This is a genomic window from Pedococcus sp. KACC 23699 (genome assembly GCF_045348425.1).
GTDB lineage: Bacteria > Actinomycetota > Actinomycetes > Actinomycetales > Dermatophilaceae > Pedococcus.
In genome coordinates this window covers 1660085-1672473 of the sequence record NZ_CP157483.1, presented here as the reverse complement: position 1 = coordinate 1672473, position 12389 = coordinate 1660085, and the positions used below count along the sequence as shown (strand labels likewise).

Below are 12389 nucleotides of genomic sequence, written 5' to 3'. Positions count from 1 at the left end.
ATGAGAGTTCTTCGGATCGTCGACCTGTCGGTGCCCGTCGGTCCCGCGACCGTGATCTACCCCGGGGACCCGCAGCCCTCGCTCGCCGTGCACAGCACCATCGAGCGCGACGGCTTCAACCTGCTCGACGTGCACCTGGGGTCGCAGACCGGCACCCACGTGGACGCGCCGTACCACTTCGAGGAGACCGGGGCCCGGATCGACGAGCTGGACCTCACCCTGTTCGCAGGGCCGGGGGTCGTCGTCGACGCGACCGGTCTCGGCCCGCGCGGGGTGGTGACCTGGGAGCACATCGCCCCGGTGGCCGACCAGATCCGGCCGGGCTCGATCGTGCTGCTGCACACCGGTTGGTCCGAGCACTACGGGACACCGGAGTACTTCGAGAACCCCTACCTCGACGCGGATGCCTGCCGGCGGCTGCTCGACCTCGGGGTCCGCACCATCGGCCTCGACGCGCTCAACCTCGACGAGACGCCGGACGACGAGCACCCGGGAGTCGGGTTCCCCTGCCACCACCTCATCGCCGACCTCGGCGGCGTCATCGTCGAGAACCTGCGCGGCCTGGGCGACATCGACTTCGCCGACCCGTTCGTCTCGGTGCTGCCGATCCGGCTGGAGGCAGCCGACGGCGCACCTGTGCGGGCGGTTGCGGTAGAACTGGCGCCATGACGACTCGGACCCTGGCGTCCCGCGCTCCCCGCGAGCGACCCGAGACCCAGGTCCGCATCGGCGCCCGGCTCCGCGCGGCCCGTCAGGCCCGCAGCCTGACCATCGCCCAGGTCGCCGAGTCGGCCGGGCTGACCAAGGGGTTCGTCAGCCGGCTCGAGCGCGACGACGTGTCGCCGTCGGTGGCCTCGCTGGTCACCGTGTGCGAGATCCTGGGGCTGCGGGTGGGTGACCTGTTCGACCCGCCGGAGACCGCGGTCATCCGGGCGGGTCAGGGTCGGCCGATCAACTTCGGTGGCACGGGAGCCCACGAGGCGCTCATCACCCCCGGCACCCAGCAGGGCCTGGAGATCATCCACGCGCGGATCGACCCGGGTGGCAACGGTGGCGACGACCTCTACACGCTCGACTGCGACGTCGAGTGCGCCTACGTCGTCGCCGGTCACCTCACGGTCGTCCTCGAGACGGGCGAGGAGGACCTCGGCCCCGGCGACGCGATGACCTTCCCCGGGCGGGCGCCGCACACCTGGCGCAACGCATCGGCGAAGGTGCCCTGCGAGGTCCTCTGGGTCCTCGCCCCCGCGCCCTAGCTCCCCCAGCGGTGCCGGACCGTCGCCACCCAGTCGGCGAAGTCCGCTGCCATGTCGACCTCGTCGGGGCGCATCAGCCACTGCAGCTGCAGGCCGTCCATCAGGGCCACCGCCTGACGGGCCAGCTGCTCAGCGGGGACGTCCTCGTCGGCGGTGCCGTCGTGGGCGGCTTCGCGCAGGGCGTGCGCCAGGGACTCGACGGCCGCACCGTGGTGCGCTGCCAGCCAGCCGTGACCGGGGTGGGTGGGGTCGACGGCCTCGCCCGCGAGCATGGTGAACAACCTGACCAACCCCTCGCGCTCGCTGTTGAGCCCGACGAGGGTGACCATGTCCGCCCAGACCTCCCAGCCGCGGGGGGCCCGATCGTGGGTCGAGGCGAGCGTCTCGAGGTCGCGCAGGTCGCGCTGCTCCAGCACCGCGGCGAGCAGCTCCTCCTTGGTCGGGAAGTGGTGCAGCAGCCCGGTCTGGCTCAGCCCCGCGGCCTCGGCGATGCTCGTCATCGCGGTCGCGTGGAACCCGCGTTCGGCGAACAGGTCCGACGCCGCGGCGACGATGCGCTCGCGGGTCTGCCCCGCGCCGGTGCCGCGCGGCCGGCCGCGGCCACGACGGGGTGCGTCCCCGTCCGTCGTGGCTGGCACGGCCCCGACTGTATGCCGTGTGCTCACCTGCTCCTCCTCCGTCACCGTCTGCATCTGCGCCCATCCACCGCCTCGCCGTCGCCCCCGCCGGGTCGATGTGAACGCGCCCGGAATCCCCGGCGCGTCTACATCGACCCGGCGGAGGGGGGCGGGATCAGGCCAGCGGCAGCTCGGCCCTCACGTCGCCGAGACCGCGGGCGACGAGCAGGGTGCCGCCGGTCAGCGGCTCGCCCCAGGCGTTCGCCGACTCGTCCCAGCGCCGCCACAGCCGGGCGTCGGTGTCGACCGTGACGGTCGCCTGCGACCCGGCGGCGACCTGCACTGCAGCGAACCCGACCAGCCGCACCGGCTGGTCGCCGGAGTCGGGGCGCAGGTAGACCTGCACCACCTCGCGCGAGTCGCGGGTCGAGCGGTTGGTCACCGTCACCTCGACCGACGGCGCCGCGTCGCCGGCCGAGCCGTGCTCGAGGAGGCGGGCGGAGTCGTAGCTCCACGCGCCATACCCCTCGCCGGCACCGAGCCAGTGGGCCGGGGCGGGGGCGTGACCGGCGGCGAACCCGCGGTGGCCGACGAAGGTGCCGTCGGTGTACTCCAGCGTCAGGCCGTCGGGGACGACCTCCCACGCCGGGGCCGCCTCGTCGGCAGCCGGCCACGAGGTGACGAGGCGGCCGGCGGGCTCGCGGACCCCGAGCAGCGCGTCGGCCACGGCGTGACCACCCTCCTGCCCCGGCAGTCCCACGACGAGGACGGCGTCGACCTCGTCGAACCACGGCATGAGCACCGGGGTGGAGGCGTTGACGACGACGACCGTTCGCTCGGCAGCAGCGGCCACCGCCGACACCATCGCGTCCTGGTCGCCGGGCAGGGCGAGGGTCGACTTGTCGGTCGCCTCGGTCTCCTGCTCCTCGGTCAGGCCCACCACGACGACCGCGACATCGGCGGATGCCGCTGCGGCAGTCGCGGACTCGAGCACCGACGAGGCCGCCGCGGGGACGGCTGCGACGACCAGCCCCTTCATGCCCATGCCCGAGGCGATGACGTCGGAGAGGGTGCTGAGCTTGCCGTCGGGTCCCGGCTGCGGCTCCGAGCGGACCACCGTGAGGGTCGCGGTGACCAGGGCGCCCGCGGGAGCCTGGGTGTCGACTGTCCACACCGGGGGCTTGAGCATCGACTCGCCGGGGTCGAACCCCTCGGCCACGAGGTCGACTGCGCCCACCTGCTCGCCGTCGACGTCGACCGTCCAGGTGCCGCCGCCGAGCACGCCGAGGCGCACCGGCCCGGCTCCTGTCAGGCGCGCGGTCAGGACGACCTGGTCGGTCGGGCGGGGGAGGACGTCGTCCCAACCGGTGACGACCGAGGAGACGCTGCTGTGCTCGCTCGACATCACGACGCCATCGGCGTCAAGGTAGGCGACGCGCAGGCCCTGCTCGCCGGTCTCCGGGTCGGTGATCGCCGAGGGGTCTGCGACCACCGCGCGGTCGCGCACCTCGACGCCGTCGACCACGGTGAGCCGGCCGCCCAGCGCCTCGCGCAGGGCGTCCGCGATGGACACTTGGTAGGGCGGGTTGACGGTCGCCGAGCCGCCACCCATGCAGATGGTGTCGATGCCGTGGCGTCCGATCAGGGCGACCGAACCCGTGGCGGCCAGCGGCAGGGCGCCATCGGAGTTGCGCAGGACGACCATGCCGTCGGTGGCCAGGCGACGCAGCTGCTCGCGGCGGGCGGGGGCGTCGGGGGCGAGTGACTCAGTCGGCCACACCCGCTGCTCCGACTCACCGCCCAGCGCGCCGACCCGCTCGGCTAGGCGCAGCAACCGGACGACGTGCTCGTCGATGACCGACTCGTCGACCGCGCCGGACTCGACATCTGCGACCAGCGCCTCGCCCCACGGACCGTCGGGTCCGGGCATGACGAGGTCGAGGCCCCCGAGGGCGGCAGGGGCAGAGGTCTTCGTGGCGAACCAGTCCGACATCAGCAGGCCGTCCCAGCCCCAGTCACCCTTGACCACGGTGTTGTTGACGTGGTCCTGCTCGGTGGCCGCGACGCCGTTGACGTCGTTGTACGCCGCCATGATCGACCAGGCGTCCGCGTCCTGGACCGCGATCTCGAAGGGCAGGAGGTACACCTCCCGCAGGGCGGTCTCGCTGACGACGGAGTTCATGTAGTTGCGCAGCGTCTCGGACTCGTTGGCCACGAGGTGCTTGAGGCACGCGCCGATGCCGCGTCCCTGCATGCCCCGCACGTAGGCGGCGGCGAGCTTACCGGTGAGCAGCGGGTCCTCGGAGTACGCCTCGAACAGTCGCCCGCCGAGCGGGGTGCGGTGCAGGTTGATCGTCGGCCCGAGCACGACGTGGATCTGCTGGCGCTCGGCCTCCTCGGCGAGCATCTCGCCGACCTCGTGCGCCGTCTCCTCGCTCCAGGCGCTGGCCAGGACGGTGGCGCTCGGGAACAGCGCCACGTGGTCACCACCGGTGAACTTCAGCCCGCGCACGCCGGTCGGTCCGTCGGAGAACGCCATCGGGGCGAGCCCGATCGACTCCTCACCGTGCAGGGTGAACGACGTGGCACCGGTGAGCAGCCGCACCTTGGTGGCGAGGTCGAGCCGGTTCACGAGCTCGAGGTATGCCGCGTCGTCGCGGCCCGTGCGCGGGGTGGAGGTGGTGGTCATGGCGGTCACTCTTCCGGGGCGGTGGAGCATTAATAGTTGGAGGTAACTATTTCACTCCGGGTCGCGCTTGTCGAGCGTTTCGTGGCGCTGTCCGGAGCGGGGGGCAGGATGGACCCGTGACGACGATCGTGTTCCTCCATGCCCATCCCGACGACGAGGCCTCGCAGACCTCCGGAGCCATGGCTCGCGCCAGCCGCGAGGGCAGCCGGGTGGTCACCGTGTTCGCGACCGGTGGCGAGCACGGCGAGCTGCCCAAGGCCGGTCTGCCGGAGGGGGAGACGCTCACGGACTGGCGGCGCCGGGAGGCTGAGGCGTCAGCCGAGGTGCTGGGGGTCCACCGGGTCGCCTGGCTCGGCTACCGCGACTCCGGTATGACCGGTTGGGACCAGAACACCCACGAGGGCGCGTTCCACTCCGCCGACCTCGACCAGGCCGCCGGCAGGCTGGCCACGGTGCTCGACGAGGAGGACGCCGACATCCTCGTCGGCTACGACTGGCACGGCGGCTACGGCCACCCCGACCACGTCCGGGTCCACGCCGTCGTCCACCGCGCGGCCGAACTCGCTGCGCGCCGTCCCCGGCTGCTCGAGTCGACGATGAACCGCGACCAGATGCGCACGTTTCACCAGGCCGCGGTCGCGGCCGGCCAGGGCGACAAGAGCTTCGACCCCGACAGCGACATGGACGACGGCAACCCGCTCGGCACGCCGGAGGCCGAGATCCACTGGCGCGTCGACGTCACCGACTTCCTCGCCGAACGCAGGGCGGCCCTGGAGGCCCATGCCAGCCAGGCGACCGACATCGAGGGGATGCTCGGCATGCCCGAGGAGTACTTCCTCGCGTTCTTCGGGTTCGAGCACTACATCGAGCCGGGCCGAGAGCCGGGGATGCAGGTCGGCTGGCCCTTCGGTGACTGACCCGCACCACCGGGCCGGCGCGACGGGGACCGTCGGACCGGTCGAGCTGCTGCGCCGACCGCACGTCGCGCGCCTGCTCTCCTCGGCCCTCGTCGGACGGTTGCCCACCGGGATGGTGCCCCTGGCCCTCGTGCTGTTCACCCGGGAGAGCGGCAGCGACTTCGCGCGGGCCGGGCTGCTGACGGCGGCCTACTCCCTGGGCGCCTGCCTCGGCGGACCCGTGCTGTCGCGGGTCATGGACGTGCGTGGACAGCGCGGCGCCCTCGTGCTCGGCGGTGTCGTCTCGTCCGTCGCCCTGGCCACCGTGCCGTTCGCGCCGGGGGTTGCCGGCCTGCTGGTCGCGCTCGTGGCCGGGCTCATGACGCCGCCACTCGAACCTGCCCTGCGCACCTTGTGGCCGTCGGTGCTCCCGGCGCGGGAGGTGCCGGCAGCGTTCGCGGTCGACGCCGCGGCCCAGGAGCTCGTGTTCGTCCTGGGCCCACTGGTCGTCCTGCTGGCGCAGGCGTTCGGTGACGGCGGTGGCCTGCTGGCCGCGGCTGCCATCGGGGTAGCAGGCACCGGGTGGTTCACCGCGTCGAGCGTCTCCCGCGACTGGGCGCCGGTTCCCCAGGAGCGGCACTGGCTCGGGCCTCTGCGTTCTGTGCGCCTGTGCGTCCTCTACGGCGCCGTCCTCCTCGTCGGCCTGACCATCGGCGTCCCCGCTGTTGCCCTCGTCGCGTACGCCGAGTCCGTGTCGGCTCCCGGCTGGGCCTCGTGGCTGGTCGCCGCGAACGCCCTCGGGGCCCTCGCCGGAGGCCTGGCCTACAGCGGCAGGGCTCCGCACCGCGACCCGTTGCGCGACCTCCCGCTCGGACTGCTCACCCTCGTCGTGACGTATGCGGCGCTGGCCTGGACTCCGGCGCAGCCGGCGGTGATGGCCGTGCTCGCGGTCCTCTCCGGTGTCGGCCTGCCGCTGACGCTGACCTGCGTGTTCCAGGTCGTCGACCGGCTCGCGCCCGCCGGGACGACGACCGAGGCGTTCGCGTGGCTGATCAGCGCCTTCCTCGCCGGCAGCTCGGTGGGGGCGCTCGCCGCGGGTGCCCTGTCGGACGGTGGAGCGATCGGTGCCGCGTTCCTCGTCGCCGCCGGATCGGCGCTCGCGGCACTCGTCGTGGCGGTCCCGCTGCTGCGCGGGGTCGGTCGTGTCGGGGCGGCCGGGGGCGCTTCGGTCAGAGGTGCTTCAGGGCCTCTCGGCGACTGAGCCCGGACAACCGTTCGCCGTACTCCGCCACCGCGGTCCGCACCCAGTCCGGGTCGGTCCGCGCGTACTGCCGAAGCGCCCACCCGATGGCCTTGCGGATCCAGAAGCTGGTGTCCTCGAGGTTGGGCTCGACGGTGGCGCGGAGCAGGCCGACGTCGGTCTGCTCGCGGAAGGTCAGCTGGCTGAGGATCGCGGTGCGGCGCAGCCACAGGTCGTCGTCGACCGCCCAGTCGAGGACCACCGGGGTCACCTCCTCGCGGTGCGACCGCAGGATCGGGCCGACGCGCTGGCTGGCGATCTCGTCGTCGTGGTCCCACCAGGCGCCGGTCACCACCAGGTGCCGGTAGAGCCCCAGGGTGTCGGGGTCCTGCCACTGCCGGTAGGCGCGGTGACCGGTGACGGCGGTCGCGGCATACCGCTCCTCGCGGTGGGTCGCGTCGTCCCAGAGCTCGCGCACCGCGCCCTCCCACGACCGGCGGTCGGTGAGCTGCAGCACCGGGTCGGCGAGCAGCGGGCGCAGCAGCGCCTTGAGCTGGGGGGCGGTGATGCCGCGGTAGGGCATGGCGGACTTCATGTAGGCCTGTTGTGCCACGGCCCGGTCCGGGTCGCCGGCCCCGGCGAGGGCCTCCCGGACGGCCTCGACGAGCGGAGCCGTCACGGCTCCACGACGTGGGTGGCGACCTGCTCGTCCGCGAGCGCACCGGGTGCGTCGGTCGTCGGCGTGCGGACGAAGAACGCGATCACGACCGCGGCGACGGCCAGCACCGCACCCACCCCGAACCCCCACTGGGCTCCGGTGGCCAGGGCGGCCCGACCGGAGGCTCCGTCGGCGGCCGCCGCCGCGGTCCGCCCCGCCATCACGCTGATGACCACGGCCGTCCCCGCTGCCGCCGCGACCTGCTGCAGGGATCCCAGCACCGCACTGCCGTGGGCGTACAGGTGGGGCGGGAGCACGGACAGGCCGGACGTGAACACCGGCGTGAAGATCATGGCGAGGGCTGCGCTGAGCAGCACGTGGTTGGCCAGCACCAGCACCGGTGGGGTGTCGACGCCGACCTGGGTGAAGGCCACGAGGGTCAGCGCCATGACGATCGACCCGGGGATGACCAGTCGGGGGGCGCCGTGGCGGTCGTAGGCCCGACCGACCCACGGGCCGAGCAGGCCCATGGTCAGCCCGCCAGGGATGAGCAGCAGACCCGTGCTGAGCGTGCTGAGGCCCAGGACGTCCTGCAGGTAGAGCGGCAGGAGGATCATCGCGCCCATCAGCGCCATGAAGGAGACGCACATCAGGGCGAGGGCGATCGTGAACGGCGCGAAGGTCAGGGTGCGCAGGTCCAGCAGCGGTCCGGCGCCCCGCTGGAGGCGGACCTGTCGCCACGCGAAGACCGCGATCGCGACGACGCCGATGACCGTGGTCAGGACCGGCGGGACCGCGGCCGTGCTGTGCGAACCCTCGCCGAGGCCACTGAGCCCGTAGACGAGTGCGCCGAAGCCGACGGCCGACAACGCGACGCTCAGCCAGTCGACGCGCGACGCCTTCGGCTCGCCGATGTCGACGAGCTCGCGCAGCCCCAGGGCGGTGATGACGCCGGCGATCGGCAGGACGACGGCGAAGATGAGCCGCCACGAGCCGAGCTGGAGCAGGATGCCCGAGACCGCCGGCCCGAGGGCGGGGGCGACGGACATGACGAGCGTGACGTTGCCCATGACCTTGCCGCGCCCCTCCGGGGGCACGAGGGTGAGCATCGTCGTCATGAGCAGCGGCATCATCACGGCCGTGCCGCTGGCCTGGATGACGCGGGCGCCGAGCAGCACGCCGAACGAGGGCGCGACCGCCGCCAGCGTCGTCCCGGTGAGGAACAGCCCCATCGCCAGCGTGTATGCCGCGCGCGTGGTCACCCGCTGCAGGAACCACCCGGTGACCGGGATGACGACGGCCATCGTGAGCATGAACGCGGTCGACAACCACTGCGCGCTCGTGGCCGGCACCGCGAAGTCGCGCATCAGGCGCGGGATCGCGTTGACCATGATCGTCTCGTTGAGGATGACGACGAAGGTCGCCAGCACGAGGATCCGCAGCACCGCCCTGGTGTTCACCGCCGGGCGGCTGATGCCGGTGTGGGTGCCGCCTTCGAGGGTGGTGGTGTCGGTCATGGGGTGTCCTCCGGTCCGGGTTTCACGGGCGTAGACCGGGGTGTTCCCCAGAAGTCATCGCCGTCCCCGTCCGCACCATGGTGGCGAGGACCACCGACAGGACTCAAACCGTTTTGCCGACACGACCTCCGCAGGGGTCAGGCCGCGCCATACCTCGCCTGCGCGCGAGCCCTCGCCTTGACGGCCTCGGTCTCGCGGTCCTTGGGCGGAGCGGCGGTCGTGAGGTGCTCGAGCAGGTGCTGGGTCGCGTGGGCGATCTCGGCGACGGCCTCGTCGAACGCGGCCTGGTTGGCCTGGCTCGGCTTGGTGCTCCCGCTGACCTTGCGGACGTACTGCAGGGCGGCGGCGCGGACCTCGTCGGTGGTCGCCGGGGGCTCGAAGTTGTGCAGCTGGCGGATGTTTCGGCACATGGAGGCAGGCTACGGCCGGTATGGCGCGGGGCACAGTCCCCTGCGTCGGTAGCGACCCGGGTCGTCAGGGTTGTGGTCAAGGGTCGTGGTCGACGGTTGTGCACGGGCTGGACGCCTGGTGGACACGCCCGAGACTTTCTGTGGTCCACACCCCGTGGACGACGTCGGCGCAGGTCAGAGCCGTGGTCGAGACCCACCGTCGCGGAAATCCACAGGGTTGTCCACCGACTGTGCACAAGCAGGTCGGGCGTTGCGCACACGTTGTCCACACCCCCTCCACAGGCCCGGTTTGGGTGGGTGTCCGGGGCCGCCCTACGGTGAGGTGTTCGCGGTCCACGCGCGTCGGCAGGTGTTGTCAGCGGCCCGTGGTCTACTCGAATCACACAGGTGTTCTTCGTTCGTGTTTCGTCGGTCAGGGAGTGGGCAGAGTGTCTCTTGCGGAGCTGAGCACCAGCGCCTTCAGTGCTGGTGGCGACAGGCCACCGCAGTCCGACGACCGGGTCCCCCCTCAGGACCTGCACGCCGAGCAGTCCGTCCTGGGCGGCATGCTGCTGTCCAAGGATGCGATCGCCGACTGCGTCGAGGGACTGCGCGGCACCGACTTCTACCGTCCCGCGCACGAGCTGATCTACGACGCGATCCTCGACCTCTACGGCCGTGGTGAGCCGGCCGACGCGATCACCGTCTCCGACGAGCTGACCAAGCGCGGCGACCTGCAGCGCATCGGTGGCCAGGCCTACCTCCACACGCTGATCCAGGCCGTCCCGACCGCTGCCAACGCCGGCTACTACGCCGAGATCGTCAGCGAGCGGGCCGTCCTGCGGCGCCTGGTCGAGGCCGGCACCCGGATCGTCCAGCTCGGGTACCAGCAGGGCAACGGTGACGTCGAGGACATCGTCAACGCCGCCCAGGCCGAGGTCTACGCCGTCGCCGACAAGCGCGGTGGTGAGGACTACGTCGCGCTCGGTGACGTCCTGGAGGACACCCTCAACGAGATCGAGGTCGCCGCCGGCCGCGACGCCAACGAGATGCTCGGGGTGCCCACCGGGTTCATCGAGCTCGACGAGCTGACCCACGGCCTGCACCCCGGCCAGATGATCGTCCTCGCCGCCCGTCCCGCCGTCGGTAAGTCGACGATGGGCCTGGACATCGCGCGCTGCGCCGCCATCAAGCACAAGCAGGCCACGGCGGTCTTCTCCCTGGAGATGAGCCGCAGCGAGATCACCATGCGCTGCCTGTCGGCCGAGGCGCAGATCCAGCTGCAGGATCTGCGCAAGGGCACCATCGGCGACGCCGGCTGGAAGAAGCTGGCTCGCATCATGGGCCAGATCTCCGACTCTCCGCTGTTCATCGACGACTCGCCGAACATGTCGCTCATGGAGATCCGGGCCAAGTGCCGCCGGCTCAAGCAGCAGCACAACCTCAAGCTCGTCGTCATCGACTACCTCCAGCTCATGAGCTCGGGCAAGAAGGTCGAGTCCCGCCAGCAGGAGGTCTCCGAGTTCTCCCGTGCGCTCAAGCTGCTGGCCAAGGAGCTCGAGGTCCCGGTCATCGCGATCTCGCAGCTGAACCGTGGTTCGGAGCAGCGTGCCGACAAGCGGCCCGCGATGTCCGACCTGCGTGAGTCCGGCTCCATCGAGCAGGACGCCGACATGGTCATCCTGTTGCACCGCGAGCCCAAGCTCGAGGGCCGTGAGGGTGAGGTCGACGTGATCGTGGCCAAGCACCGAAACGGACCGACCAAGGACATGGTGCTGGCGTTCCAGGGTCACTACGCCCGGTTCGCCAACATGGCCCAGAACTTCTAGCGCTGCCGCCGTTGAAGTCCTAGCGCCTCAACATCGTGAACTGCCGTGAAGCCCTCCCGAGACCAGTGCCAAGGTTGGCGTCGACGCCTCTCGGCCCGGGTGAGACCACGCCCGTCGGCAAGTGATGAGGATTCAGCCGCCGTTGACAAAGACCGTTGCTGTCGCGCGTCACCCGCTGGGGATGATGCCGTGGTCGGGCCCGTCGGCCAGCGTGAATGAGAGTGACGGATTCGGGCACGGACATGATGGTTCGACCTGCCGATCGAGGGCTTACCCATGGGCGGGTTGACGTGGGAGGAGGCACCGTGGCGGTGGCTCGAGGTCGACACCAGGGCAGGGCCTCCCCGTGGTGGAAGAGACCCGAAGGACCGACGACGACATCACCCGGTACGTGACCACGACGGCGGAGCACCGGTCGGCGCTGCTGGGTCCTTTCAGTCACCAACCGGGCCGGCCTGAGGCAGACCGTGTGTTCCGCCGACGCTGATGCGGCTGGGCTGGCACCGGCAACGCAGGAGGTGCTCGGGCGCCCGGTGCAGCTCCCCTGAAGGCGTCTCAGGGGCACCACCCGTTCCAGCCGTGAGTGCACCTATGAGGGGAGATGTGGTGAAGGAATCTGACGATCCCGGCCGGGGGTCGGCCATGAGCGCCCCGGCGAAGCAGGACGCACTACCCGCGGCCAGGCGCCGTCGACTCGCCGGAGCGGGGGTGCTTCGCTCACTGGCAAGTGCCATGGTGCTGGTCGCGTTGTACTACGTCCTGCCGTTGAACCACATCAAGAACGTGCCAGTGACGTTGCTGGGCGGACTGCTGATCCTGGGTGTCGCCACCTTCTGGCATCTGCGGTCAATCATGGGAGCCACGTATCCGGCCCTGCGGGCCATCGAGGCCTTGGCCACCACGGTGCCCCTGTTCCTGCTCCTGTTCGCCTCGGTCTACTTCACGATGGCAGGAACGAGTCCTGCGAACTTCAGCACGCGCTCACTCTCTCGCACCGATGCGCTGTACTTCACGGTCACCACCTTCAGCACTGTGGGTTTCGGGGACATCACGGCGGCCAGTGAGTCCACCCGGCTTGTGGTCACGGCTCAGATGCTGCTCGACCTGGTGATCCTGGGCCTGGTTGTCCGCGCTTTCGTGGGGGCCGTGCAGCTCGCCAGGCGGCAGTCCGACCAGGCCGTCGAGCTGGGCGACTCACGGCAGCCGCGGGAGCCGCGCTAGGACCGCACCGACCTCCGCGCGCCTGCGATCAGGCACGTCGGACCGGTCCCGAGCCATCCCCGGCCCGTGCGGTGCGG

General features: G+C 71.4%; 11 protein-coding genes. 6 read left to right on the top strand and 5 right to left on the bottom strand.

Annotated elements, in window-relative coordinates; translation table 11 throughout:
• The gene (locus ABEG17_RS07795) at nt 1–669 is read left to right on the top strand and encodes a cyclase family protein (protein WP_406832715.1); all 669 of its coding nucleotides are present in this window, start codon (nt 1–3) and stop codon (nt 667–669) included.
• Nucleotides 666–1256 (top strand): helix-turn-helix domain-containing protein, encoded by a 591-nt coding sequence (locus ABEG17_RS07790; protein ID WP_406832714.1) that lies wholly within the window; start codon nt 666–668, stop codon nt 1254–1256. Before ABEG17_RS07795 ends, ABEG17_RS07790 begins: the two co-directional genes overlap by 4 nt.
• Here ABEG17_RS07790 and ABEG17_RS07785 read toward each other — a convergent pair.
• Nucleotides 1253–1894, bottom strand: a complete 642-nt coding sequence (locus tag ABEG17_RS07785) for a TetR/AcrR family transcriptional regulator (protein ID WP_406832713.1) — start codon at nt 1892–1894, stop codon at nt 1253–1255. The two genes, ABEG17_RS07790 and ABEG17_RS07785, sit on opposite strands and share 4 nt — an antisense overlap.
• Before the next feature lie 154 nt (nt 1895–2048).
• Nucleotides 2049–4562 carry a beta-glucosidase family protein gene (locus ABEG17_RS07780; protein ID WP_406832712.1) on the bottom strand — a complete coding sequence of 838 codons (2514 nt, stop codon included), beginning with the start codon at nt 4560–4562 and terminating at the stop codon, nt 2049–2051.
• Nucleotides 4563–4678: 116 nt separating this feature from the next.
• Between ABEG17_RS07780 and ABEG17_RS07775 the strand changes: the two genes are divergently transcribed.
• Nucleotides 4679–5479: a PIG-L family deacetylase gene (locus ABEG17_RS07775; protein WP_406832711.1), complete on the top strand. Its 801-nt coding sequence runs from the start codon at nt 4679–4681 to the stop codon at nt 5477–5479.
• Nucleotides 5472–6719 carry an MFS transporter gene (locus ABEG17_RS07770; RefSeq protein WP_406832710.1) on the top strand — a complete coding sequence of 416 codons (1248 nt, stop codon included), beginning with the start codon at nt 5472–5474 and terminating at the stop codon, nt 6717–6719. The genes ABEG17_RS07775 and ABEG17_RS07770 overlap by 8 nt, the downstream gene beginning before the upstream one ends.
• On the opposite strand, the gene ABEG17_RS07765 is transcribed toward ABEG17_RS07770, so the two are convergent.
• From ABEG17_RS07765 to ABEG17_RS07755, 3 genes are all read right to left on the bottom strand, one after another.
• Nucleotides 6688–7377: a DNA alkylation repair protein gene (locus ABEG17_RS07765; RefSeq protein WP_406832709.1), complete on the bottom strand. Its 690-nt coding sequence runs from the start codon at nt 7375–7377 to the stop codon at nt 6688–6690. The two genes, ABEG17_RS07770 and ABEG17_RS07765, sit on opposite strands and share 32 nt — an antisense overlap.
• Entirely contained in the window at nt 7374–8873 is a 1500-nt protein-coding gene (locus ABEG17_RS07760) for a DHA2 family efflux MFS transporter permease subunit (RefSeq protein WP_406832708.1), read from the bottom strand. Before ABEG17_RS07760 ends, ABEG17_RS07765 begins: the two co-directional genes overlap by 4 nt.
• A 137-nt stretch (nt 8874–9010) precedes the next feature.
• The gene (locus tag ABEG17_RS07755; protein ID WP_406832707.1) at nt 9011–9283 is read right to left on the bottom strand and encodes a DUF2277 domain-containing protein; all 273 of its coding nucleotides are present in this window, start codon (nt 9281–9283) and stop codon (nt 9011–9013) included.
• 443 nt (nt 9284–9726) lie between these two features.
• Here ABEG17_RS07755 and dnaB point away from each other — a divergent pair, with 443 nt between their 5' ends.
• Entirely contained in the window at nt 9727–11091 is a 1365-nt protein-coding gene (gene dnaB / locus ABEG17_RS07750) for a replicative DNA helicase (protein ID WP_406833155.1), read from the top strand.
• Between the two features lie 732 nt (nt 11092–11823).
• Nucleotides 11824–12312 carry a potassium channel family protein gene (locus tag ABEG17_RS07745; protein WP_406832706.1) on the top strand — a complete coding sequence of 163 codons (489 nt, stop codon included), beginning with the start codon at nt 11824–11826 and terminating at the stop codon, nt 12310–12312.
• Nucleotides 12313–12389 lie beyond the last annotated feature (77 nt).

Coding starts and splice junctions, on each gene's coding strand:
- ABEG17_RS07795 (WP_406832715.1), top strand. CDS start 1: ATGAGAGTTCTTCGGATCGTCGACCTGTCGGTGCCCGTCGGTCCCGCG.
- ABEG17_RS07790 (WP_406832714.1), top strand. CDS start 666: ATGACGACTCGGACCCTGGCGTCCCGCGCTCCCCGCGAGCGACCCGAG.
- ABEG17_RS07780 (WP_406832712.1), bottom strand. CDS start 4,562: ATGACCACCACCTCCACCCCGCGCACGGGCCGCGACGACGCGGCATAC.
- ABEG17_RS07760 (WP_406832708.1), bottom strand. CDS start 8,873: ATGACCGACACCACCACCCTCGAAGGCGGCACCCACACCGGCATCAGC.
- ABEG17_RS07755 (WP_406832707.1), bottom strand. CDS start 9,283: ATGTGCCGAAACATCCGCCAGCTGCACAACTTCGAGCCCCCGGCGACC.
- ABEG17_RS07745 (WP_406832706.1), top strand. CDS start 11,824: ATGGTGCTGGTCGCGTTGTACTACGTCCTGCCGTTGAACCACATCAAG.